This window comes from Pseudomonas lutea, assembly GCF_000759445.1.
GTDB lineage: Bacteria > Pseudomonadota > Gammaproteobacteria > Pseudomonadales > Pseudomonadaceae > Aquipseudomonas > Aquipseudomonas lutea.
Genome location: NZ_JRMB01000001.1, coordinates 2,661,838 through 2,685,865, shown reverse-complemented (window position 1 = coordinate 2,685,865; position 24,028 = coordinate 2,661,838). Strand labels below are relative to the sequence as shown.

26 protein-coding genes are annotated in these 24,028 nt (G+C 59.5%); 24 read left to right on the top strand and 2 right to left on the bottom strand.

Annotated elements, in window-relative coordinates:
* The first annotated feature begins 3 nt into the window (after positions 1 to 3).
* Positions 4 to 915 (top strand): protein translocase subunit SecF, encoded by a 912-nt coding sequence (gene secF / locus LT42_RS11565; protein WP_037012505.1) that lies wholly within the window; start codon positions 4 to 6, stop codon positions 913 to 915.
* Positions 916 to 1,033: 118 nt separating this feature from the next.
* Positions 1,034 to 1,579: a glycine zipper 2TM domain-containing protein gene (locus LT42_RS11560; protein ID WP_037012504.1), complete on the top strand. Its 546-nt coding sequence runs from the start codon at positions 1,034 to 1,036 to the stop codon at positions 1,577 to 1,579.
* 111 nt (positions 1,580 to 1,690) lie between these two features.
* On the opposite strand, the gene suhB is transcribed toward LT42_RS11560, so the two are convergent.
* Positions 1,691 to 2,506 (bottom strand): type III secretion system regulator SuhB, encoded by an 816-nt coding sequence (gene suhB / locus LT42_RS11555; RefSeq protein ID WP_037012503.1) that lies wholly within the window; start codon positions 2,504 to 2,506, stop codon positions 1,691 to 1,693.
* Positions 2,507 to 2,741: 235 nt separating this feature from the next.
* Here suhB and trmJ point away from each other — a divergent pair, with 235 nt between their 5' ends.
* The 22 genes from trmJ (at position 2,742) to LT42_RS11445 (ending at position 22,126) form a co-directional block, all read left to right on the top strand.
* Positions 2,742 to 3,515 carry a tRNA (cytosine(32)/uridine(32)-2'-O)-methyltransferase TrmJ gene (gene trmJ, locus LT42_RS11550; protein WP_037012501.1) on the top strand — a complete coding sequence of 258 codons (774 nt, stop codon included), beginning with the start codon at positions 2,742 to 2,744 and terminating at the stop codon, positions 3,513 to 3,515.
* On the top strand, positions 3,515 to 4,297 hold the full coding sequence (cysE, locus tag LT42_RS11545) for a serine O-acetyltransferase (RefSeq protein WP_037012500.1): 783 nt from the start codon (positions 3,515 to 3,517) through the stop codon (positions 4,295 to 4,297). Before trmJ ends, cysE begins: the two co-directional genes overlap by 1 nt.
* 168 nt (positions 4,298 to 4,465) lie before the next feature.
* A complete protein-coding gene (gene iscR, locus LT42_RS11540) occupies positions 4,466 to 4,957 on the top strand; it encodes a Fe-S cluster assembly transcriptional regulator IscR (RefSeq protein ID WP_037012498.1) in 492 nt (163 codons plus the stop codon).
* A 44-nt stretch (positions 4,958 to 5,001) separates the two neighbouring features.
* On the top strand, positions 5,002 to 6,216 hold the full coding sequence (locus tag LT42_RS11535) for an IscS subfamily cysteine desulfurase (protein WP_037012497.1): 1,215 nt from the start codon (positions 5,002 to 5,004) through the stop codon (positions 6,214 to 6,216).
* A gap of 87 nt (positions 6,217 to 6,303) precedes the next feature.
* Positions 6,304 to 6,690: a Fe-S cluster assembly scaffold IscU gene (gene iscU, locus LT42_RS11530; protein ID WP_037012495.1), complete on the top strand. Its 387-nt coding sequence runs from the start codon at positions 6,304 to 6,306 to the stop codon at positions 6,688 to 6,690.
* 51 nt (positions 6,691 to 6,741) lie between these two features.
* Positions 6,742 to 7,065: an iron-sulfur cluster assembly protein IscA gene (iscA, locus tag LT42_RS11525; RefSeq protein ID WP_037012494.1), complete on the top strand. Its 324-nt coding sequence runs from the start codon at positions 6,742 to 6,744 to the stop codon at positions 7,063 to 7,065.
* Between the two features lie 8 nt (positions 7,066 to 7,073).
* Entirely contained in the window at positions 7,074 to 7,592 is a 519-nt protein-coding gene (gene hscB / locus LT42_RS11520; protein ID WP_037012493.1) for a co-chaperone HscB, read from the top strand.
* 48 nt (positions 7,593 to 7,640) lie between these two features.
* On the top strand, positions 7,641 to 9,503 hold the full coding sequence (gene hscA, locus LT42_RS11515; RefSeq protein ID WP_037012491.1) for a Fe-S protein assembly chaperone HscA: 1,863 nt from the start codon (positions 7,641 to 7,643) through the stop codon (positions 9,501 to 9,503).
* A gap of 3 nt (positions 9,504 to 9,506) precedes the next feature.
* The gene (gene fdx / locus LT42_RS11510; RefSeq protein ID WP_037012490.1) at positions 9,507 to 9,848 is read left to right on the top strand and encodes an ISC system 2Fe-2S type ferredoxin; all 342 of its coding nucleotides are present in this window, start codon (positions 9,507 to 9,509) and stop codon (positions 9,846 to 9,848) included.
* Positions 9,849 to 9,861: 13 nt separating this feature from the next.
* Positions 9,862 to 10,062: a Fe-S cluster assembly protein IscX gene (gene iscX / locus LT42_RS11505; RefSeq protein WP_037012488.1), complete on the top strand. Its 201-nt coding sequence runs from the start codon at positions 9,862 to 9,864 to the stop codon at positions 10,060 to 10,062.
* A 90-nt stretch (positions 10,063 to 10,152) separates the two neighbouring features.
* The gene (gene ndk, locus LT42_RS11500) at positions 10,153 to 10,578 is read left to right on the top strand and encodes a nucleoside-diphosphate kinase (RefSeq protein ID WP_007916882.1); all 426 of its coding nucleotides are present in this window, start codon (positions 10,153 to 10,155) and stop codon (positions 10,576 to 10,578) included.
* 27 nt (positions 10,579 to 10,605) lie between these two features.
* Entirely contained in the window at positions 10,606 to 11,754 is a 1,149-nt protein-coding gene (gene rlmN / locus LT42_RS11495; RefSeq protein ID WP_037012487.1) for a dual-specificity RNA methyltransferase RlmN, read from the top strand.
* Between the two features lie 26 nt (positions 11,755 to 11,780).
* The gene (pilW, locus tag LT42_RS11490; protein WP_037012485.1) at positions 11,781 to 12,539 is read left to right on the top strand and encodes a type IV pilus biogenesis/stability protein PilW; all 759 of its coding nucleotides are present in this window, start codon (positions 11,781 to 11,783) and stop codon (positions 12,537 to 12,539) included.
* Entirely contained in the window at positions 12,539 to 13,570 is a 1,032-nt protein-coding gene (locus LT42_RS11485) for a RodZ domain-containing protein (RefSeq protein ID WP_037012484.1), read from the top strand. The genes pilW and LT42_RS11485 overlap by 1 nt, the downstream gene beginning before the upstream one ends.
* Positions 13,571 to 13,573: 3 nt before the next feature.
* A complete protein-coding gene (gene ispG, locus LT42_RS11480; protein ID WP_037012483.1) occupies positions 13,574 to 14,683 on the top strand; it encodes a flavodoxin-dependent (E)-4-hydroxy-3-methylbut-2-enyl-diphosphate synthase in 1,110 nt (369 codons plus the stop codon).
* Between the two features lie 21 nt (positions 14,684 to 14,704).
* Positions 14,705 to 15,994, top strand: a complete 1,290-nt coding sequence (gene hisS, locus LT42_RS11475; protein WP_037012482.1) for a histidine--tRNA ligase — start codon at positions 14,705 to 14,707, stop codon at positions 15,992 to 15,994.
* 38 nt (positions 15,995 to 16,032) lie between these two features.
* Entirely contained in the window at positions 16,033 to 16,674 is a 642-nt protein-coding gene (locus tag LT42_RS11470; RefSeq protein WP_037012480.1) for a tetratricopeptide repeat protein, read from the top strand.
* Positions 16,667 to 17,818 carry an outer membrane protein assembly factor BamB gene (bamB, locus tag LT42_RS11465; protein WP_037012479.1) on the top strand — a complete coding sequence of 384 codons (1,152 nt, stop codon included), beginning with the start codon at positions 16,667 to 16,669 and terminating at the stop codon, positions 17,816 to 17,818. Before LT42_RS11470 ends, bamB begins: the two co-directional genes overlap by 8 nt.
* Before the next feature lie 149 nt (positions 17,819 to 17,967).
* Positions 17,968 to 19,440 carry a ribosome biogenesis GTPase Der gene (der, locus tag LT42_RS11460; protein ID WP_037012476.1) on the top strand — a complete coding sequence of 491 codons (1,473 nt, stop codon included), beginning with the start codon at positions 17,968 to 17,970 and terminating at the stop codon, positions 19,438 to 19,440.
* A gap of 116 nt (positions 19,441 to 19,556) precedes the next feature.
* On the top strand, positions 19,557 to 20,705 hold the full coding sequence (locus LT42_RS11455) for a pyridoxal phosphate-dependent aminotransferase (RefSeq protein ID WP_037012475.1): 1,149 nt from the start codon (positions 19,557 to 19,559) through the stop codon (positions 20,703 to 20,705).
* On the top strand, positions 20,693 to 21,484 hold the full coding sequence (locus tag LT42_RS11450) for an amidohydrolase (RefSeq protein WP_037012472.1): 792 nt from the start codon (positions 20,693 to 20,695) through the stop codon (positions 21,482 to 21,484). The genes LT42_RS11455 and LT42_RS11450 overlap by 13 nt, the downstream gene beginning before the upstream one ends.
* A gap of 234 nt (positions 21,485 to 21,718) precedes the next feature.
* On the top strand, positions 21,719 to 22,126 hold the full coding sequence (locus LT42_RS11445; protein ID WP_037012471.1) for a hypothetical protein: 408 nt from the start codon (positions 21,719 to 21,721) through the stop codon (positions 22,124 to 22,126).
* Positions 22,127 to 22,205: 79 nt separating this feature from the next.
* Here the strand turns inward: LT42_RS11445 and leuA are convergent, their stop codons facing one another.
* On the bottom strand, positions 22,206 to 23,888 hold the full coding sequence (leuA, locus tag LT42_RS11440; protein ID WP_037012470.1) for a 2-isopropylmalate synthase: 1,683 nt from the start codon (positions 23,886 to 23,888) through the stop codon (positions 22,206 to 22,208).
* Between the last annotated feature and the right edge of the window lie 140 nt (positions 23,889 to 24,028).

The following is a 24,028-nucleotide window of genomic DNA, read 5'->3' as shown; positions in this document are numbered from 1 at the left end:
GCCATGAAACGTACTATCAACTTCATGGGCGTTCGCAACATTGCGTTCGCCGTTACCATGCTCCTCACCGTCGTGGCGTTGTTCAGCTGGTTCTATAAAGGGCTGAACTTCGGTCTGGACTTCACCGGCGGTACGCTGATCGAGCTGACCTACGAGCGTCCTGCCGATCTGCACAAGGTTCGCGAAGAGCTGGTGGCTTCCGGTTATACCGAAGCGGTTGTGCAGAGCTTCGGTGCGACCACTGACCTGCTTGTCCGCATGCCGGGTGAAGACCCGCAGCTGGGCTCGCAGGTGGCCGAAGCACTGCGCAAGACCGGTGCCGACAACCCGGTAACCGTCAAACGCGTTGAATTCGTCGGCCCTCAGGTTGGTGAAGAGCTGCGTGATCAAGGCGGCCTGGGCATGTTGCTGGCGCTGGGAGGGGTTCTCGTTTACCTGGCCTTCCGCTTCCAGTGGAAGTTTGCGGTGGGGGCGATTGTGTCTCTGATCCACGACGTTGTGGTGACGATGGGGATCCTGTCGTTCTTCCAGGTGACGTTCGACCTGACCGTGCTGGCCGCAGTGCTGGCAATCATCGGGTACTCGCTCAACGACACCATCGTTGTATTCGACCGGGTGCGTGAAAACTTCCGTCTGCTGCGCAAGGCATCGTTGATCGAGAACATCAACATCTCGACGACGCAGACGTTGCTTCGGACCATGGCGACTTCGATCTCCACACTGCTGGCAATCGTCGCCTTGTGGATTTTTGGTGGCGACAGCTTGCATGGCTTCTCGGTCGCGCTGTTTATCGGTGTTCTGGCGGGTACCTACTCGTCGATCTACATCGCTAACGTGGTGCTGATCTGGCTGAATTTGCGCAGTGAGGACCTGCTGCCGCCCGTGACAGTCGACAAAGTGGATGACCTTCCGTAACCGATACTGGTAACCGGCCATCACCTTAAAAGGCGCGAGTGTGAACTCGCGCCTTTTTTTGTGCTCCAAGGCTGGGAGTAGTGCGAGCGATCGCGCTGAATATCGTCAGGAGGTTCACGTGAACAAGTCGTTGCTAATTGGTGCTGTATTGGGTGCTGTCGGTGTGACCGCCGGTGGTGCTTTGGCCACCTATAGCCTCGTAAAAAATAACGGCCCGGAGTACGCAGACGTACTCGCCGTTGAGCCTGTGAAAGAACAAATCAAAACCCCTCGTCAGGTCTGTAAAGACGTCGCAGTCACTCACCGCGCCCCGGTGAAGGACGAGCATCAGATCGTGGGGAGCGTTATCGGCGCCGTAGCGGGTGGCCTGCTCGGTAACCAGGTGGGTGGCGGTAACGGCAAGAAAATTGCCACAGTTGCCGGCGCTGTCGGTGGAGGTTACGCCGGTAACAAGGTGCAGGAGGGTATGCAAAATCGTGATACCTATACGACTACCGAATCGCGCTGCAACACCGTCAACGATATCAGCGACAAAGTGGTCGGCTACAACGTGAAGTACAAGCTTAACGACAAGGTCGGGCAGGTGCGTATGGATCGCGATCCAGGCGGTAAGATTCCCGTCAACAAAGACGGCCAGCTGGAATTGAGCCAAGCTGCCCAATAAGCGCCACGGCTACACGAAAAAGCACCTTCGGGTGCTTTTTTTGGTTTGGGCGAGAGGGAAGTGCGGCAAAAAAAAACCGGCACATGGCCGGTTTTTTGTGCGTTGCCGGGCTTAGCGCTTGAGCGAAGCCGGAACGAACGGTGCGATCGAAGTCAGTACGGCTTTGAAGCACTTGGTGTTGCCGGCAACGATGTGGCCTTTTTCAAGGAAGTCGTGACCGCCGTTGAAATCGCTGACCAGACCGCCCGCTTCCTGAATCAGCAAAGCGCCTGCAGCCATGTCCCACTCAGACAGACCCGACTCCCAGAACGCATCAAAGCGACCGGCAGCTACGTAAGCCAGATCGAGGCTCGCGGCGCCTGCGCGACGGATGCCGGCAGTCTGGCCGACCAGCGAACGGAACATGTTCATGTAGTTGTCGAGGTTATCGAGCTGGTTCTCGCGGAACGGGAAACCTGTGCCGAGCAGTGCGCCTTCAAGGCTCTTGCGCGGGCTGACGCGCAAGCGACGGCCATTCAGTGCAGCACCGCGACCACGGCTGGCGGTGAATTCTTCCTGACGCACCGGGTCCAGAACAACAGCGTGTTCCAGGCGGCCGCGATATTTGCAGGCGATGCTGACCGCGAAGTGAGGGACGCCGCGTACAAAGTTGGTGGTCCCGTCCAGCGGGTCGATGATCCACAGGTAATCGGTGCCTTCGCCGGTGCCTTCGTGCAGGCCGCTTTCTTCACCAAGGATGCCGTGGGTCGGGTACGCCTTGCGCAGTGCAGTGATGATGCTCTGCTCGGCGGCGCGATCGATTTCGGTTACGTAATCTTTCGCGTCTTTTTCGTCGACCTTGATGGTATCCAGGCGCTCGATGGAGCGGAAAATCAATTCGCTGGCGCTGCGGGCGGCGCGCAGCGCGATATTCAGCATGGGCTGCATGGATGGATCACCTAGGTCGTTAAAGAGAGCCGGCCATTCTATGGGTTCTCTTTGACGATTTCCAGCGCGAGTGCCGACTTTGCCAAGCGTCCGGTCGGGTTGGCGGCAACGGAACGAGGGTGGCGCTCCCCATTTCAGGAGAGTATCAAGAGGGTCGAGCGCAAGGTTCGTGGCGCTGAGGCAAGCGCTTCTGTAACATTCGTCCCCCTTTTCACCTGCTAGCGAGACTTCACCAGTGCTGCAAAATATTCGTGTCGTCCTGGTCGGTACCAGCCACCCCGGAAATATCGGCGGTGCTGCGCGTGCCATGAAAAACATGGGCCTTTCGCGGCTGGTGCTGGTTGATCCCGCTCTGTTTCCACACCACGAAGCCGATGCCCGTGCCTCCGGGGCGGGCGATATTCTTGAAGGCGCTCAGGTCGTGGCAACGCTGGAAGATGCGCTGGTGGGCTGTAATTTGGTGCTGGGCACCAGTGCCCGTGACCGTCGTATCCCCTGGCCGCTGCTGGATCCCCGAGAGGCGGGCGTCAAGACCGTCGAGCATGCCGCGCAGGGTGAAGAGATCGCACTGGTGTTCGGGCGTGAGTACGCCGGCCTGACCAATGAAGAGCTGCAGCGCTGCCACTACCATGTGCATATCCCTTCAGACCCCGAGTTCAGTTCGTTGAACCTCGCTGCCGCTGTTCAAGTGCTGAGCTACGAGACCCGCATGGCCTGGCTTGCCGCTGAAGGGCAGGCCAGCAAGGTCGAAAAATTCGAGGTCAATTCGGTGCGCAGTACCGAGCTTGCGACGATGGATGAGATGGAGAAATTCTATGAGCATCTCCAATCCACTCTCGTCACGATCGGCTTCCTCGATCCAGAGAAGCCTCGTCACCTCATGGCACGGCTGCGGCGGCTGTATGGACGCTCCGGCGTCAACCGGTCCGAGATGAGCATCTTGCGCGGCATTCTGACCGAGACGCAGAAAGCCGCTCACGGTGAGCCCTATAAGCGGAAGGATCAGTGATGTTCGAGCGCCTTCGAGAAGACATTCAAAGCGTTTTTCACCGTGACCCCGCTGCGCGCAACGCCTTTGAAGTGCTGACGTGCTATCCCGGCATGCACGCGATCTGGCTGCATCGGTTGTCTGGTTGGCTGTGGCGCAACGAGCTGAAGTGGCCTGCACGCATGGTGTCCAATTTCGGTCGCTGGATGACGGGTATCGAGATTCATCCTGGGGCAAAGGTCGGCAGGCGTTTTTTTATCGATCACGGGATGGGTATCGTGATTGGCGAAACTGCCGAGATCGGCGATGACGTCACCCTTTATCAGGGCGTCACGCTGGGCGGCACCAGCTGGAACAAGGGCAAGCGCCATCCGACTCTGGAGTCTGGGGTTGTGGTCGGTGCGGGTGCCAAGGTGCTCGGGCCGTTCACGGTGGGCGCCGGCGCCAAGGTCGGCTCCAACGCGGTGGTGACCAAGCCAGTGCCTGCCGGCGCGACAGTGGTGGGCATTCCGGGACGGATCATCGTCAAGTCGGATGATCAGGCTGAAGCCAAGCGAAAGGCCATCGCAGAAAAGCTCGGCTTCGATGCCTATGGCGTCAGCGAGGACATGCCGGACCCTGTCGCGCGCGCAATCGGGCAACTGCTCGACCACCTTCAGGCGATGGACGTTCGCGTCGAAGACATGGGCCGGGCGCTGAAGAGCCTGGGCGGCGAGTACCGAGAGAAGGAACTGCCCGAGCTGCGTCAGGAAGTGTTCGAGTGCATGAAGGAGCGCAGTGAGGCTCCGGTGGCCGGTAAGTAGGCGCCACGGAGCGCGTAACACAGCAGGCGTGCCAATAGGGGTGCGGTTTTGCTATGATGCGGCCGCGCTTTTGCGGGTAATCCCGACTATTCCACTGGGTCTTATAGTTGACTTAAATACTCGGGAATAGCATACTCGCCCTCATTCCGAACCTCCGCGGTACACGCCATGCGACTGACTACAAAAGGCCGATACGCTGTGACTGCCATGCTCGACCTGGCATTGCATGCGCAGCACGGGCCAGTGTCCCTGGCCGACATCTCCGAGCGGCAGGGGATTTCCCTCTCCTACCTCGAGCAACTGTTCGCCAAGCTGCGCCGCGGCAATCTGGTTTCCAGCGTGCGCGGTCCCGGCGGCGGTTATCAGTTGTCCCGCCACATGCAGGGCATTCAGGTAGCGCAGGTAATCGACGCGGTCAACGAATCGGTTGACGCAACGCGCTGCCAGGGGCTCGGTGATTGCCACGCTGGCGACACCTGTCTGACCCACCATCTGTGGTGCGACCTCAGTCAGCAGATTCACGAGTTTCTAAGCGGTATCAGCTTGGCCGACCTTGTCACTCGTCGTGAAGTGCAAGAAGTCGCCCAACGTCAGGATTTGCGCCGTTGCGGTAGCAAGACGCAGCCACTGGACAAGATTGAAACATCCGCCGTTGAGTGAACGCAGATGAACGCGCGGCGCGCCTGCCCGATAGGAGATATTCAATGAGATTGCCAATTTACCTCGATTATTCCGCGACGACCCCCGTTGATCCGCGCGTTGCACAGAAAATGAGCGACTGCTTGCTGGTTGATGGCAACTTCGGTAACCCGGCGTCGCGCTCCCACGTTTTTGGCTGGAAGGCTGAAGAGGCGGTCGAAAATGCTCGCCGCCAGGTCGCTGACCTGGTCAACGCCGACCCGCGTGAAATCGTCTGGACCTCCGGTGCAACCGAGTCTGACAACCTGGCTATCAAGGGTGCGGCTCATTTCTATGCCTCCAAGGGCAAGCACCTGATCACCAGCAAAATCGAACACAAAGCCGTGCTTGACACCATGCGTCAGCTGGAGCGTGAAGGTTTTGAAGTTACGTACCTCGAGCCGACGACCGATGGTTTGATCACGCCGTCCATGATCGAAGCTGTCATGCGTGATGACACCATTCTGGTCTCCATCATGCACGTCAACAACGAGATCGGGACCGTCAACGACATCGCTGCAATCGGCGAAATGACCCGCGCCCGCGGCGTGCTTTTCCACGTCGATGCCGCACAGTCCACCGGCAAGGTTGGAATTGACCTGGCTAACCTCAAGGTCGACATGATGTCGTTCTCTGCCCACAAGACCTACGGTCCCAAGGGTATCGGCGCGCTGTGGGTCAGCCGCAAGCCTCGCGTACGCATCGAAGCCGCCATGCACGGCGGTGGTCATGAGCGCGGCATGCGTTCCGGTACGCTGGCGACGCACCAGATTGTTGGCATGGGTGAGGCTTTCCGTGTGGCCAAGGAAGACATGGCTGCCGAAAACGTTCGCATCAAGGCTTTGAGCGATCGCTTCTACCAGCAGGTTGCTCATCTCGAAGAGCTGTACGTCAACGGCAGCATGACTGCTCGTGTGCCGCACAACCTCAACTTGAGCTTCAACTACGTTGAAGGCGAGTCGCTGATCATGGCGCTCAAGGATCTGGCGGTATCGTCCGGCTCCGCCTGCACCTCGGCTTCGCTTGAGCCGTCCTACGTGCTGCGCGCCCTGGGCCGCAACGACGAGTTGGCCCATAGCTCGATCCGTTTCACGTTCGGGCGCTTCACCACCGAAGAAGAGATCGATTACGCCGCGCAGAAAGTCTGCGAGGCCGTTACCAAGCTGCGCGCATTGTCGCCGCTGTGGGACATGTTCAAAGACGGTGTCGACATCTCCAAGATCGAGTGGGCGGCGCACTAATTTCGAAGTCGCCACCCCCTGAGGCACTCGTGGACCCCTGTTCCGAGTGCCCCGAGAGCGACATTTGTAACTGATGAGGATTGCACCATGGCTTACAGCGAAAAGGTCATTGACCACTACGAAAATCCCCGCAACGTCGGCAAGATGAATGCGGAAGATCCAGACGTCGGCACTGGCATGGTCGGCGCTCCGGCGTGCGGCGATGTGATGCGTCTGCAGATCAAGGTTAACGAACAAGGCATCATCGAAGACGCCAAATTCAAAACCTACGGCTGCGGTTCCGCCATTGCTTCCAGTTCCCTCGCTACCGAGTGGATGAAGGGCAAGACTCTGGACGAAGCAGAGACCATCAAAAACACTCAGCTGGCTGAAGAACTGGCGCTGCCGCCAGTGAAGATTCACTGCTCGGTGCTCGCCGAGGACGCTATCAAGGCGGCCGTTCGCGACTACAAGCTGAAGAAAGGCCTGCTCTGAACAGAGCGTGTTTCGCTGCGTTAAGTAACTTGCGTGAAGTAAGGAGTTCCGATGGCTATCAGTATGACCGAAGCGGCCGCCAATCATGTACGCCGCTCCCTTGATGGGCGTGGCAAAGGTGACGGCATTCGTCTGGGCGTTCGTACGACCGGTTGTTCGGGTCTTGCCTATGTGCTTGAGTTCGTCGATCAGCCGGAGAGCGAAGACACCGTCTTCGAATACCACGGCGTCAAGGTGATCATTGATCCCAAGAGCCTGGTGTATCTCGACGGGACCGAACTCGATTTCGTCAAGGAAGGGTTGAACGAAGGCTTCAAGTTCAACAATCCCAATTCGCGCGGTGAATGTGGCTGCGGCGAAAGCTTCAACGTCTGAGGCTTATTGTGGGTACTCCTTGTCACTTCGCTTTATTCGACCTGCAGCCGGGATTCAATCTGGACCTCGACCTGCTGGCGACCCGCTACCGTGAGCTTGCCCGGAGCGTGCACCCCGACCGTTTTGCAGACGCCCCCGAGGGCGAGCAACGGGTTGCGCTGGAACGCTCCGCCAGCTTGAACGACGCCTACCAGACGCTGAAGAGTGCGCCGAAAAGGGCGCGTTATCTGCTGGCGTTGAAAGGCGAAGTTCCGCTTGAGGTCACTGTCCAGGACCCCGAGTTTCTGATGCAGCAGATGCAATGGCGCGAAGAGCTCGAAGACCTTCAGGACGAAGCGGACCTCGCAGGCGTCGCGGTATTCAAGCGCCGGCTGAAGGTTGCCCAGGAAGAACTGAACCAAAGCTTCGCGGCCTGTTGGGACGATGCTGCGCAGCGTGATCAGGCTGAAAGGCTGATGCGCCGCATGCAGTTCCTCGACAAGCTTTCCTACGAAGTGCGCCAGCTCGAAGAGCGCCTCGACGATTAACCCCGCGCCGTCCTTCTGGGGCGGCTCGCCAGTGATATCAGAAAAGCAATGGCTCTACTGCAGATCGCCGAACCCGGCCAAGCTCCAAAACCTCATCAGCGTCGCCTGGCTGTCGGTATCGACCTTGGCACCACTAATTCGCTGGTGGCTGCTCTGCGCAGCGGCATCAGCGAGCCCCTTCCCGATGCGGAAGGCCAGGTGATCCTGCCGTCTGCCGTTCGCTACCACGCTGATCGCGTCGAGGTCGGCCAGTCCGCCAAAGCCGCCGCTGCCACCGATCCGCTGAATACCATTATTTCGGTCAAGCGCCTGATGGGCCGCGGGATTTCCGATGTGAAGCATCTGGGTGGGCAATTGCCTTACCGCTTCACGGGTGGCGAATCCCACATGCCATTCATCGAAACCGTGCAGGGGCCAAAAAGCCCGGTTGAAGTTTCGGCGGACATCCTGAAGGTGCTTCGCCAGCGCGCTGAAGAAACACTGGGTGGCGAACTGGTCGGCGCAGTTATCACCGTGCCTGCGTATTTCGACGACGCCCAGCGTCAGGCAACCAAAGACGCGGCCAAGCTGGCCGGCCTCACTGTCTTGCGCCTGCTCAATGAGCCTACGGCTGCCGCTGTGGCGTATGGCCTTGATCAGAACGCCGAAGGCGTAGTCGCCATTTACGATCTGGGCGGCGGCACCTTCGATATTTCGATTTTGCGTCTGACTGGCGGCGTCTTTGAGGTCATGGCCACTGGCGGCGACAGCGCGTTGGGTGGGGATGACTTCGATCACGCCATTGCAACGTGGATCATCGCCGAAGCTGGTCTGTCCGATGACCTGGATCCGGCTGCCCAGCGCCGCCTGATGCAAATTGCCTGTGCAGCAAAAGAAGCCCTGACCGACGCCGACACTGTCAGTGTCGCTCACGGCGAGTGGCAGGGCGTCCTCACCCGTGCGGCGTTCGACGCACTGATCGAGCCTATGATCGCGCGTAGCCTTAAAGCCTGTCGCCGCGCCGTCCGCGATTGCGGCATCGAGCTGGACGAGGTTGAGGCGGTGGTGATGGTCGGCGGTTCGACCCGTGTGCCTCGCGTTCGCGACGCGGTGGGCGAGTTGTTCGGCCGCCAGCCACTGACCGAGATCGACCCGGATCAAGTGGTTGCCATTGGCGCAGCGATTCAGGCCGACACCCTTGCAGGCAACAAGCGTGATGGCGGCGAGCTGCTGTTGCTGGATGTCATCCCGCTGTCCCTGGGCCTGGAGACCATGGGCGGATTGATGGAAAAAGTCATTCCGCGCAACACGACGATCCCGGTTGCCCGTGCGCAGGAATTCACCACTTACAAAGACGGCCAGTCGGCCATGATGATCCACGTGCTGCAAGGCGAGCGTGAACTGATCAGCGACTGTCGTTCACTGGCGCGTTTTGACCTGCGTGGTATTCCCGCGATGGTCGCCGGCGCCGCCAAGATTCGCGTTACGTTCCAAGTCGATGCCGACGGGCTGCTCAGCGTCTCGGCTCGCGAGCTGGCGTCGGGCGTGGAATCCAGCATTCAGGTCAAGCCTTCCTATGGGCTGACCGACGGCGAAATCACCCGCATGCTCAAGGATTCATTCCAGTATGCCGGCGATGACATGGTTGCTCGCGCCTTGCGTGAGCAGCAAGTGGATGCTCAGCGTTTGCTTGAGGCGGTAGAAGGCGCGCTTCAGGCCGATGGCGAGCGTCTGCTTGATGCGGAAGAGCGCATGGTCATCGACCTGCAAATGGAAGAACTTCGTGAATTGATGAAGGGCGTCGACGGCGCGGCCATCGAGCAGCAGACCAAGCGTCTGTCGCAGGTGACTGATGCGTTCGCCGCCCGCCGCCTGGACTCGACGGTGAAAGCCGCGCTGTCCGGACGCAACCTGAATGAGATTGAGGAATAACTGATGCCGCAGGTTACATTTCTGCCACACGCCGAGCATTGCCCGGAAGGGATGGTTGTCGAGGCCGAAGTCGGCAAGTCGATTCTGGAGCTCGCACACGACCACCACATCGAGATCGAGAGCGCATGCGGCGGCGTGTGTGCCTGCACCACTTGCCACTGCATTATTCGCAAGGGCTTCAACACCCTCGAAGAAGCAGACGAGCTGGAAGAGGATTTCCTTGATCGCGCATGGGGCCTTGAAGCCCACTCGCGTCTCGCGTGCCAGGCCAAGGTGGGTACCGAAGACCTGACTGTTGAAATTCCGAAATATTCGCTCAACCACGCAGCCGAAGCGCCGCACTGATCGAGAAGCTGTCATGAGTTACGGTTGGAATGACGTACAACGCATCGCCGAAGAGCTCGCCGAGACTCACCCCGGCGTAGACCCTTACTCGGTAGGTTTTACCAAGCTGCAACAGATGATCAAGCAACTGCCCGATTTCGACGATAATTCCGGGCGGGTCGGCGAGAAAGTACTCGAAGCTGTCCAGACGCTCTGGGCCGACGAAATCGACTGATCAGATTTGCACGTTAGGCAATAACATCAAACCCGCGTATAATTCGCGGGTTTAATTTTTCGCAATAATCACTGCTTCTGGAGTTACACCATGGCTGTTCAACGTACTTTCTCGATCATCAAGCCTGATGCTGTTGCCAAAAACGTCATCGGCGAGATCACCACTCGTTTCGAAAAAGCCGGTCTGCGCGTTGTCGCTTCGAAACTGAAGCAACTGTCCAAAGCCGAAGCAGAAGGTTTCTACGCTGAGCACAGCGCTCGTGGTTTTTTCGGTGATCTGGTTGCATTCATGATTTCCGGCCCGGTTGTCGTTCAGGTTCTGGAAGGCGAAAACGCCATCGCTCTGAACCGCGAACTGATGGGCGCTACCAACCCTAAAGAAGCCGCTGCCGGTACCATCCGTGCTGACTTCGCTGATTCGATCGACGCCAACGCGGTACACGGCTCCGATTCTGAAGCGGCTGCTGCTCGTGAAATCTCGTACTTCTTCGCTGCTACCGAGGTAACCACTCGCTAAGCTATTGCTGCGAGTGAGGGTGAATCCATGACTGAATCGACTGGCAAAATCAACCTGTTGGGTCTGACCCGGCTGGAAATGGAAAAATTCTTCGAGTCTATCGGGGAGAAACGCTTCCGCGCCGGTCAGGTCATGAAGTGGATTCACCACTTTGGCGTCGACAACTTCGACGCCATGACGAACGTCGGCAAGGCCCTGCGCGAGAAGCTGCAGAGCCGTGCCGAAATTCGGGGTCCTGAAGTCGTCAGCGAGGACATCTCCACCGACGGCACCCGCAAGTGGGTCGTACGTGTAGAGTCCGGCAGCTGCGTCGAGACCGTTTATATTCCGCAAGGCAAGCGCGGCACGCTGTGTGTCTCGTCCCAGGCGGGTTGTGCGCTGGATTGCAGCTTCTGTTCCACCGGCAAACAAGGCTTCAACAGCAACCTCACTGCCGCCGAAGTGATCGGGCAGGTGTGGATTGCCAACAAATCTTTTGGCAGTGTCCCGGCAACCGTCGACCGTGCCATCACCAACGTGGTGATGATGGGGATGGGCGAGCCATTGCTGAACTTCGACAATGTTGTATCCGCCATGCATTTGATGATGGATGACCTGGGGTATGGCATTTCCAAGCGTCGGGTGACGTTGTCCACCTCCGGCGTAGTGCCGATGATCGATGAGCTGTCCAAGCACATTGATGTCTCGCTGGCCCTGTCGCTGCACGCACCGAATGATGCGCTGCGTAATCAGCTGGTGCCGATCAATAAAAAGTACCCGCTGAAGATGCTCCTCGAGTCCTGCCGCAACTACATGTCGGCATTGGGCGAAAAGCGCGTGCTGACCATTGAGTACACGCTGCTCAAGGACATCAATGACAGGCCTGAGCACGCGATCGAAATGATCGAGTTGCTCAAGGACACACCTTGCAAAGTCAACCTGATCCCCTTCAATCCGTTCCCGCATTCGGGCTACGAGCGCCCCAGCAACAACGCGATCCGTCGTTTCCAGGATCTGCTGCATCAAGCCGGCTTCAACGTCACCGTGCGCACGACCCGCGGTGAGGACATCGATGCTGCCTGCGGCCAGTTGGTCGGGCAGGTAATGGACCGCACACGTCGCAGCGAGCGTTATATTGCCGTGCGTGAACTCAGTGCCGATGCCGACGTCGCGCAGGTTGCTTCGGCTCGCAACTGATTGCGAAATTGACTGAGAGGATCTCTATGTCCCTGCGCGTTGCGCTGCTGCTCTGTTTTGCCACGCTGCTGGTCGGTTGTGTGTCTACCGGCAACGTCGATCCGATGAGCACCAGCAAGGGGCGTGAGGAAGCTCGTCAGGCTTATGTGCAGCTGGGCCTGGGTTATCTTCAGCAAGGGCAGATGGAGCGTGCGAAGGCACCCCTTAAAAAGGCGCTCGAGCTGAACGGCTCCGACGCTGACGCCAATGCTGCCCTCGCTCTGGTGTTCCAGGCCGAGATGGAGCCGGAACTGGCGAACCAGTACTACGAGAAGGCCTTGTCAGCGCGGTCGAAAGACGCCCGGATTCTCAACAATTACGGCAGTTTTCTCTACCAGCAGAAGCGCTACAAGGAAGCTTACGAGCGCTTCGAGCAGGCGGCCGATGATAACCTCTACGCCGAGCGCGCCCGGGTGTTTGAAAACCTCGGCATGACGGCGCTGATGCTGGGTGATCGGGTGACCGCCCGCGAGCATTTCGATAAAGCCCTGCGTCTGGATCGTCAACAGCCCCGCGCATTGCTGGAAATGGCTGAGTTGTCGTTCGAAGACAGGCATTATGTGCCGGCGCGCGACTACTATGATCGTTTCAGCCAGTTGAGCGAGCAAAATGCGCGAAGCCTGTTGCTAGGCACGCGGCTGGCGAAGGTTTACGACGATCGCAATAAAGCAGCCAGTTACGGGCTGCTACTAAAAAGACTCTATCCCGGTACGCCGGAATATCAGCAATACCTGTCGGAGCAATGATGAAAGCGGCGCATCCCGAAGTTGTAGCAGCCACTCGCACGAACCCAGGCGAAACATTGCGTCAGGCCCGCGAGAGCAAGAACTGGTCGCTGCCAGATGTGGCGTTGAGGCTCAACCTCACGGTGAACTCTCTGACTCACCTGGAAGCCGGCGATTTCGACAAGCTCCCGGGCCATACCTTCGCCCGGGGCTATGTGCGTGCCTACGCCAAGCTGCTGGATCTGGATCAGGCTGCGCTGGTCAATGCATTCGACCAATACACCGGCACTGACGGCAAGGGCAGCAGCGTCCACGCGCTCGGCCGAATCGAAGAGCCGGTGCGCCTGTCTCACAATATTCTGCGCATCGTCAGCCTTTTGCTGCTGATTGCGTTGATAGGCGGTGGCTTTGTCTGGTGGCAGGACCAGGCCACACTGCGCGGCAAGGAGCCCACCAATCTGGGGATGGAGCACGTCGAAGTCGAAAGCGCCGACGGTACCACTCAGATTCATCCACTCGACGAGCCGGAAGACCAGGCCGTTGCGCAAGGGCAGGGCGGTCAGACTCCGCTGCCATTGAACAACGCCGAGCCTGCGACCGCGCCCGAAACGCCGACCCCTTCCAGCAGCACTGGCACCGCTCAGGGCGCTGTTGTTCCTCATACCCCATCAACCACCGCACCGGTTGCGTCTGCACACGTTGGTTCGATGCAACCCGCGCCGGTCACTACCGTAGCGCCAACGCCTGCTACCACGGCGCCAGTGAACACCGCGCCAAGCGCTCCGACTGAAGCTGCGCCGGTCCCGGCGGGTGCCGGCCGTGTGCAGGTGCAGTTCGTGTCCGATTGCTGGACGCAGGTCACCGACGGCAACGGCAAAGTGCTGATGAGCGGCCTCAAGCGCAAGGGCGATAGCCTGGACGTCAACGGCAAACCGCCGTTGACCCTGCGTCTGGGTTTCGCCCGTGGCGCGCAGGTGAGCTATAACGGGCAGCCGGTTGATGTGGCACCTTTCACCAGTGGCGAAACCGCTCGCCTGAAGCTAGGGCAATAAGTCATGCACGGCGAATCTCCGATCAAGCGTCGCGAATCTCGTAAAATCTGGGTCGGCTCGGTACCGGTCGGTGGCGATGCCCCGATCGCAGTTCAGAGCATGACCAACAGCGACACCAATGATGTTGCGGCCACTGTCGCGCAGATCAACCGCCTGGAAGCCGCTGGCGTCGATATCGTCCGCGTTTCGGTACCGGACATGGACGCTGCCGAGGCGTTTGGCCGGATCAAGCAACTGGTCAAGGTGCCGCTGGTTGCGGACATCCATTTTGATTACCGCATCGCGTTGCGCGTTGCCGAGCTGGGCGTTGACTGCCTGCGGATCAACCCAGGCAATATCGGCCGCGAAGACCGCGTACGTGCGGTGGTTGAAGCTGCTCGTGATCGCGGCATCCCGATTCGCATCGGCGTCAACGCCGGTTCGCTGGAAAAAGACCTGCAGAAGAAATACGGCGAGCCAACGCCGGCTGCGCTGGTCGAGTCCGCTTTGCGTCATGTCGAGCATCTGGACCGTCTGGACTTCCAGGACTTCAAGGTCAGTGTCAAAGCGTCCGATGTGTTTATGGCGGTCGAGGCTTATCGTCTCCTTGCCAGGCAAATCGTTCAGCCACTGCATTTGGGCATCACTGAAGCAGGCGGTTTGCGCTCGGGCACAGTGAAATCGGCCGTCGGCCTAGGTATGCTGCTGGCCGAGGGGATCGGCGACACCATTCGTATTTCCCTGGCCGCCGATCCGGTGGAGGAAGTGAAGGTCGGTTACGACATCCTCAAGTCGCTGCGCCTGCGTTCCCGTGGCATCAACTTCATCGCCTGCCCAAGCTGCTCGCGGCAGAATTTCGACGTGGTCAAAACCATGAACGAACTGGAAGGGCGCCTTGAAGACCTGCTCGTGCCGCTGGATGTGGCCGTGATTGGTTGCGTGGTGAACGGGCCCGGCGAAGCCAAGGAGGCGCATGTCGGCCTCACCGGCGGTACACCGAACCTCATCTACATTGACGGCAAGCCGGCGCAAAAACTGACAAATGACAATCTTGTGGATCAGCTTGAACGTTTGATCCGCCAGAGAGCGGCCGAAAAGGTCGAGGCCGACGCAGCGCTGATCGCGCGCGGCTAACCCAGTTTCCAAGGAATTTTTGTGAGTAAGTCTCTGCAAGCCATTCGTGGCATGAACGACATCCTGCCTGACCAGACGCCGCTGTGGCGTTATTTCGAGGGCACTGTTTCGCGTTTGCTGGATAACTACGGCTACCGCCAGATCCGCATGCCGATCGTTGAATTCACCGATCTGTTCAAGCGTTCCATTGGCGAAGTCACCGACATCGTCGAGAAAGAGATGTACACCTTCGCCGATCGCAACGGCGACTCGCTGACCCTGCGCCCTGAAGGCACGGCCGCCTGCGTGCGCGCGGTGCTCGAACACGGCATCACCGGCGGCGGTCAGGTGCAAAAGCTCTGGTACATCGGGCCGATGTTTCGCCACGAGCGTCCTCAGAAAGGCCGTTATCGCCAGTTCCACCAGATTGGCGTCGAAGTGTTCAATCTGGATGGCCCGGACATCGATGCCGAGCTGATCGTGTTGACCTGGCGCCTGTGGGGCCTGCTGGGCATCCGCGGGGCGGTCAAACTTGAGCTCAACAGCCTGGGTACCAGCGAAGCGCGCGGCCGCTATCGCGAAGCGCTGGTCGAATACCTTTCTGCCCGTCATGAGCAACTGGACGAAGACAGCCAGCGCCGTCTGAAGACCAACCCGCTGCGTGTTCTCGACACCAAACACCCTGAAACTCAGGCGGTGTTGGTCGATGCGCCCAAGCTCGCAGATTACCTGGACGATGAATCCCGTGTTCACTTCGAGGGCCTAAAGGCGCGTTTGGATGCGGCGGGTATCCCGTACGTGATCAACCCCAAACTGGTGCGTGGCCTGGATTACTACAGCAAGACCGTGTTCGAGTGGGTGACCGATCAATTGGGCGCCCAGGGCACCGTCTGCGCAGGCGGTCGTTATGACGGTCTGGTTGAGCAGATGGGCGGCAAGCCAACGTCGGGCGTGGGCTTTGCCATGGGCATCGAGCGTCTTGTGCTGCTGCTGGAAACCCTTGAGCAGATTCCCGAAGAAATCGCTCGTACCGTCGACGTCTATGTTTGCGCTTTTGGCGAGGCCGCCGAACTGGCAGCCCTTGCGTTGTCCGAGCGCCTGCGTGATCAGGCACCGGGGCTGCGTCTGCAGGTCAATGCCGGTGCGGGCAGCTTCAAAAGCCAGTTCAAGAAGGCCGACAAGAGCGGTGCGCTCTATGCGTTGATCCTTGGCGATGAAGAGCTGGCTCGCAAGGAAGTGGGTGTCAAGCCGCTGCGTGGTCAGGGCGAGCAACAAAACATTGCCTGGGATGCTCTGTCCGAGCACCTGGCCGCCTGCATCGTGCAGGGTTGAAGCAGATAAAAGCCGATTGAGCGAATAGGAGTATTGGGGTGTCGAGTACCGATGATGATGAGCTGGTTGCCGTAAAGGACTGGTGGCAGCGTAACGGCAAGCCTCTGGTGACCGGCGGCCTGCTGGCGGTGATCGTGGTGTTGGGCTGGCAAGGCTGGCAGCGCTATCAGAACAACCAGGCGCAAGGTGCTTCGGCGCTTTATCAGCAACTGCTGGAAACCGCGTTGACGCCCAGCGGGCAGGCCGACGCAGGCCGCGTGGCGGAAATCGCCGGCAAGCTGAAAAGCGAATTCGGCGGCACCGCGTATGCGCAGTACGGCAGCCTGTTCGTGGCCAAGGTGGCTGTGGACACCGGCAAGCTGGACGATGCTGCCAATGAACTGAAATCCGTGACTGAAAAGCCGGCCAGTGCGACGCTGGGTGAAATCGCCCGTCAGCGTCTTGCGCGGGTACTGGCAGCGCAGAACAAGGCTGATGACGCCCTCAAGCTGCTCGACGGCCAGGCCGACAAGTCATTCGCGGCCAGCCGTGAAGAATTGCGCGGTGACCTGCTGGTTCAGCTGGGTCGTACCGATGATGCGTATGCTGCATACAAAAAGGCCAAGGCAGCGCTTTCAGAAGAAGCGGCTGTTGGCGGTCTGCAAATGAAGCTCGACGATCTGGCGAAAGGGGATGCGTGACGTGATTCGTTGGAAACATGCAGCATTGCTGGCTCTGGCCATTCTGGCCGCGGGTTGCAGCAGCAACAGCAAGAAGGAATTGCCTCCGGCAGAACTCGTCGACTTCAAGGAAGAGGTGACGCTGCAGAAGCTGTGGAGCCGTTCCGTCGGTGACGGTCAGGGCGATATCTACAACATGCTGGTCCCGGCCATCGACGGCGAAAATATCTACGCTGCCGATGCCAACGGCCTGGTCATGGCGATCAACCGCAGCAATGGCGACGTGGTCTGGAAAAAAGAGCTTGAGCAACCGGTGTCCGGTGCCGTTGGCGTAGGTTTCGGTCTGGTCATGCTGGGCACGCTGCGCGGCGAAGTCATCGTTCTCGACGAGGCCACCGGCGAGCAGAAGTGGAAAGCCAAGGCGACCAGCGAAGTGCTGTCCGCTCCGGCCACCAACGGCAGCATTGTGGTTGCGCAGACTCAGGATGACCGCGTCATCGGTTATGACGCCATCACTGGCGATCAGCGCTGGATCTACGAAAGCAGTCCTGCTGTTCTGACATTGCGCGGGACCGGTGCACCGATCGCCACCCCATCTCTGGCGATAGCAGGCCTGTCGACCGGCAAGGTCGTGGCGCTGGACATCAACAACGGCGTCCCGGCGTGGGAGCAGCGCGTTGCCGTTCCCACAGGTCGTTCCGAGCTCGATCGCGTAGTCGACATCGACGGCGGTCTGCTGCTGTCGGGCAACACGCTCTACGTCGCGACGTATCAGGGCCGCGTAGCGGGTCTGGAACTGCAGAGCGGCCGCGTGTTGTGGCAGCGTGACGCATCAAGCTATTCAGGCGTGGCGCAAGGCTTCGGCAGCGTGTATGTGTCGCTGGCCAATGGCACTGTTGAAGGCATTGATGAGCGTTCGTCTACCGGTCTATGGAGCAATGATTCGCTGGCCCGTCGCCAACTCGGCGCGCCGGAAGTGTTCTCCAGCTACGTAGCCGTTGGCGACATGGAAGGGTATTTGCACTTGCTCAGCCAGGTCGATGGCCATTTCGTCGCCCGTGAGAAGATTGACAGCGATGGCCTGCGTGCTCGCCCGCTGGTATCGGGCAGCACCATTTACGTCTTCGGCAACAGTGGCAAGCTGGAAGCGCTGACGATCAAGTAGTGGCTGTCTATGCTTGGGGAGGTCGAGTTTTGGCTTCCCCTGGCGGCCCCGCTTCAATGGGGCCTGCGACGCTTTGGTGTCGCTCCGAACTCCGGCCGCTGCCTTGCAGCGGCTTTTGTATTTTCTGAAATAACGAAGTGGAGAGCCGCATGGTTCCCGTAATCGCCCTGGTGGGTCGACCGAACGTCGGCAAGTCCACCTTGTTCAACCGCCTGACCAGGACTCGCGACGCCATTGTCGGCGACTTGTCCGGTCTGACCCGTGATCGCCAATACGGTGAGGCCAAGTGGCAAGGGCGTACCTACATCCTGATCGACACCGGCGGTATCTCCGGTGATGAACACGGCATGGACGAAAAAATGGCCGAGCAGTCACTGCTCGCCATTGAAGAAGCCGATGTCGTGCTGTTCCTCGTTGACGCCAAGGCAGGCTTCACCGCCGCCGACCAGATGATTGGCGAGCACCTGCGCAAGCGCAACAAGACGTCCTACGTCGTTGCCAACAAGGTCGACAACATCGACCCTGACATGGCGCGCGCCGAGTTTGCCCCGCTGGGCATGGGTGACGCGATCCCCGTCGCTGGCGCCCACGGTCGTGGCATCACGCAGATGCTTGAAATCGCCCTGCGTGACTTCCCCAAAGACGATGACGAAGCCGAAGAAGGCGAAGAGGAAGAAGTCGTCGCCGAAGGCCAGGAAGCCAAGCGCATTCCTGGTCCGAGCGAGAAGGACGGCATCAAGATCGCGATCATCGGCCGCCCTAACGTCGGCAAGTCGACGCTGGTCAACCGCATGCTCGGTGAAGACCGCGTCATCGTGTATGACGAGCCCGGCACTACCCGTGACAGCATCTACATCCCGTTCGAACGCAACGAGGAAAAGTACACGCTGATCGACACCGCCGGTGTGCGCAAGCGCGGCAAGATCCACGAAGAAGTCGAGAAATTCTCGGTCGTCAAAACGCTGCAGGCGATCAAAGACGCCAACGTGGTCATCTTCGTCATGGACGCTCGCGAAGGTGTGGTCGACCACGACCTCAACCTGCTGGGCTTCGCCCTTGAAGCCGGTCGTGCCCTGGTCATCGCGCTGAACAAGTGGGATGGCATGGTCCCGAGCGAACGCGACTACGTGAAGGTCGAGCTGGAACGCCGGTTGTTCTTCGTCGACTTCGCCGACATTCACTTCATCTCGGCGCTGCATGGCACCGGCGTGGGCAACCTGTATCAGTCGGTGCAGAACTCGTTCAAGTCGGCCGTCACCCGCTGGCCGACCAGCCGCCTGACCCAGATCCTCGAAGACGCGGTCAGCGAGCACGCACCGCCGATGGTAGGCAGTCGCCGCATCAAGTTGCGTTATGCCCACCTGGGTGGCGCTAACCCGCCATTGATCGTGATCCACGGTAACCAGGTGGAGAAAGTGCCGAAGTCCTATGTTCGGTACCTCGAAAACACCTATCGCCGGGTGTTGAAGCTGGTCGGTACGCCGATCCGCATCGAGTTCAAAGGCGGCGAGAACCCGTACGAAGGCAACAAGAACACGCTGACCGACCGCCAGGTCAACAAGAAGCGTCGGATGATGTCGCACCACAAGAAGGCCGACAAGAAGCGCCGCGACAAGCGCTGAGTGTGTAAGGGTCTTCCCGGAAAAGGCGCCAATGGCGCCTTTTTTTGTGCGCGACATCTGGGCTATTCTGCTGATCCCCGTGCCGTCCAGGAGCCGGGTGTGGAGCAGGAAAACCCATGATCACCAGCAAATTGCCGAACGTTGGCACCACCATTTTTACTGTGATGTCTCAGCTGGCCGCCGAAACAGGGGCGATCAATCTCTCTCAGGGTTTTCCCGATTTCGACGGCCCCGATGCGTTGCGTGAAGCCCTCTGCCGCCGCGTCATGGACGGCCATAACCAATACGCGCCCATGGCCGGCTTGCCAGCGTTGCGCGAGCAAGTTGCCGCGAAGATCGCTCGGTGCTACGGCCGTGAAGTGGGCGTTGACAGCGAAATCACTATCACGCCGGGCGCGACCCACGCCATCTTCTGCGCCATCCAGACGGTTGTCCGTGCTGGCGATGAAGTCATCGTTTTCGATCCTTGCTACGACAGTTATGCGCCTTCCGTGGAGCTGGCCGGTGGGCGCTGCGTGCATGTGCAACTCAAGGACGGCAGCTTCGCCATCGACTGGGAGAAGCTTGGCGCGGCGTTGAGCCCGCGCACCCGGATGATCGTCATCAACACACCGCACAACCCCAGTGGCGCGCTCATTACCCGGGACGAACTGGACCGCCTCGCGGCGCTGATTCGCGACCGGGATATCTACGTGCTGAGCGATGAAGTCTACGAGCATCTGGTGTTCGACGGCCTGCAGCACGCCAGCGTGTTGGCCCATGAGGAGCTTTACCAGCGCGCTTTTGTGGTCAGCTCGTTCGGCAAGACCTATCACGTCACCGGCTGGAAAACAGGCTACTTCGTGGCGCCGCCTGCGCTCACGGCCGAAGCGCGAAAGATTCATCAGTTCGTCGCGTTTTGCGGCGTAACGCCGCTGCAGTGGGCACTGGCCGACTTCATGGCAGCGTGTCCAGAGCACGTAAACGAGCTGCCCGCGTTCTATCAAGCCAAGCGCGACTACTTCTGTGATCGGCTGGAGGCTTCGCGCTTCAGCTTCACGCGCGCCAATGGCACATACTTTCAGCTCGTCGATTATTCGCAGATCCGCCCGGACCTCAACGACGTAGACATGTCGTTGTGGATGACCCGCGAGCACGGCGTGGCGAGCATTCCTATCTCGGTTTTCTATCAAAGCCCGCCCGAAGGCCAGCGCCTTATTCGGCTGTGCTTCCCCAAGCGGGAGGAGACGCTGCGTCAGGCGGCGGAAAAACTATGCGCGATCTAAGCACACTGCCAAACCTGAACATTGCGCTGGTGCAGACCACGCTCGTCTGGCATGACGCGCCGGCGAACCACGCGCATTTTGAAGAGCTTCTGGAGCAAGCCAAAGGGGCGGACCTGGTGGTCCTGCCGGAGATGTTCACCACCGGCTTTACCATGGCATCCGAAGCACTGGCCGAGCCTGAGGATGGCCCGACGGCGAAATGGCTACTGCAGCAGGCCAGGGCACTGGACGCTGTCATTACCGGCAGCGTGATTGTTCGCGCTGCCGATGGCAGCCACCGCAACCGCCTGCTCTGGGCGCGCCCGGATGGCGAGCTGCTGCACTACGACAAGCGTCACCTGTTCAGGATGGCCGGCGAGCACGAGTATTACAGTCCGGGAGAACGCCAGGTGCAGTTTGAGCTCAAGGGCTGGCGCATACGGCCTTTGATCTGCTACGACCTGCGCTTCCCGGTGTGGAGCCGTGACGCCGTCGACACCGACCTGCTGCTTTACACCGCTAACTGGCCCGGCGCTCGGCGTTTGCACTGGAACCGCTTGCTGCCAGCGCGGGCTATCGAAAACCTGTGTTACGTCGCTGCGGTGAACCGTGTCGGCATCGACGGGAAAGGCTTTGCCTACACAGGCGACAGTCAGGTGCTGGACTTCCAGGGCGAGAGCCTGCTCAACATCGGCGAGGCGGATGGCGTCTTCCGGGTCAGCCTTTCAGCGCAAAGCCTGGCCGCATACCGGGAGAAATTTCCGGCGTATCTCGACGCCGATACATTCCAGATACAGTAATGCGTTCTTGTGCGTGGCATATAGGTTGTTGGGGGCTCGCGTGTAGCATCTGGCTGCAGGAGCCGGCTTGCTGGCGAAGGCGTGAGGTCAGTTGTCCTCGCATCGACTGACAACATGGGTTCGCCAACAAGCTGGCTCCTGCGAATGAGGCGTGGCACGGTCAGCCGGAAAAGAATTCGACTTCAGGTATTTGTACGCTGGCCGATACAAAGGGCACCTCAGAAGGAGTTCATCATGACCACCATCAACACCAGTTCGTTGGGTGCTTACTCCAGCGTGTTTACGGCTGCCGTCAAAACCGACGACTCTGCCAAGAGCGACGCCAAGGCTGCCAGTGTCGAGCTGCGTGGCAATGTGTATGGCGACGCCAAGGCGTCCGGCCCCAGTGAGTCAGGCGACGCGCCGAGCATGAAAGAGCAGATGATCAAGCAGCTGCAAGAGCAAATCGAGCAAACCCAGAAAATTCTCGAGCAGCAGCAGGCTATGTTGGCAGCAGCGCAAAACAGCAAGGCGTCGGATGAGGAGCGGGCGGCGCAGGTTATGGCCATCCAGCAGCAGATTTCCGGGACCATGGCCCAATTGGGGGCGCAACAGGCGTCTCTGTTGAATTTGATGAAAGTCAAAGTCGACACCACCGCTTGATGCGAAGATGTAAACGCAAAGGCCCTGAAGTTCGCACTTCAGGGCCTTTTTCATTGCAGTGTCGTTGACGCGACGGACGTTACGCCGCCTTCGTCGCATCAGCCTGCAGCAAGCCACGATTAAGTGCGCTGAACAGTGCCTTGAAACTGGCCGTGGTGATGTTCTCGTCGATACCGACGCCATGCACCGCGCGGTCGCCATTCACGCGCAGCTCGATGTACGCGGCCGCTTTTGCCGTCGTGCCAGCACCGATGGCGTGTTCGTTGTAGTCCATGATCTCCGCCGATACAGGGAGACCGGCGACCAGCGCTTCCAGTGCGCCGTTGCCCGTGCCTTTCCAGCGCAGATTGCTCTCGCTGTCGCTCATACCGGTCACCACCACCTCAACGGCGCTGTTGCCGTTCTCTTCCTGCAACCGATGGCTGACCAGCGCATAGGGCTTGTTGGCCTGCAGGTATTCGCGCTTGAACAGCGAGTAAATCTGTTGAGCCGTCATCTCCAGGCCCAAGCGGTCTGTCTCGCCTTGCACCACCTGGCTGAACTCGATCTGCATGCGACGTGGCAGAGAAATGCCGTACTCCTGTTCGAGCAGATAGGTGATCCCGCCTTTGCCGGACTGGCTGTTGACCCGGATAACGGCTTCGTAGCTGCGGCCGATGTCGGCAGGATCGATTGGCAGGTAAGGCACTTCCCAGAGCGTGCCTTCTTTTTGCTGAGTGAAGCCTTTACGGATGGCGTCCTGGTGCGAGCCGGAAAACGCCGTGTGCACGAGATCACCCACGTACGGATGGCGCGGATGCACGGGGATCTGGTTGCACTCTTCAACGACCTTGCGTACGCCGTCGATGTCGGAAAAATCGAGTTGGGGGTTCAGGCCCTGGGTGTACATGTTCAGCGCAACCGTCACGAGGTCGACGTTGCCGGTACGCTCGCCGTTGCCGAACAGGCAGCCTTCAACGCGGTCTGCGCCCGCCATCAGACCCAGCTCCGTTGCGGCGACGCCGGTGCCACGGTCGTTGTGGGTGTGCAGGCTGATGATCACGCTGTCACGACGGGAAATGTTGCGGCAGAACCACTCGATCTGGTCGGCGTAGATATTCGGGGTGGCGACTTCAACGGTAGCTGGCAGATTGAGGATCACCTTGTTCTGCGGCGTCGCATTCCAGACCTCGATGACGGCGTCGCAAACTTCCTTGGCAAACTCCAGCTCGGTTGCGCTGAACGTTTCCGGCGAGTACTCGAACTGCCATTGGGTCTCGGGCTGCTGTGCGGCGTATTTGACGAACAACTGCGCGGCATTCACCGCGATCGCTTTGACGCCTTCCTTGTCTTGGTTGAAGACGATGCGGCGGAAGGACGGGCAGGTAGCGTTGTACAAGTGCACGATGGCTTTTTTAGCACCACGCAGGGACTCGAACGTCCGCGCAATGAGGTCTTCACGGGCCTGGGTCAGGACCTGAATGGTGGTGTCGTCCGGGATGTGGCCGTCTTCGATGAGGGTGCGCACGAAATCAAAATCGGTCTGCGACGCTGAAGGGAAGGAGGCTTCGATCTCCTTGACGCCTACCTGAACCAGCGTCTTCCAGAACCGCAGCTTTTTGACCGCATCCATGGGCTCGATCAGCGACTGGTTACCATCGCGCAAATCGGAGCTGCACCAGATCGGCGCCGCAGTGATGGTCTTGGAAGGCCAGGTGCGGTCAGGCAGATCGATGACGGGAAAGGCGCGGTACTTGGTCGAGGGATCGTTGAGCATGGTCATTTGAATAATCCTTTTTGTACTCAGGGCCGGGAGAAGGCGGCCAGCCGGTTGATGCGAGAGTAACACTGCACAAAGCGCGTCGAGTCGCTGCGATCAGCTTTGCAGTCGCGCGCTGACGAGGCAAAGGCTGCGATGTTGGC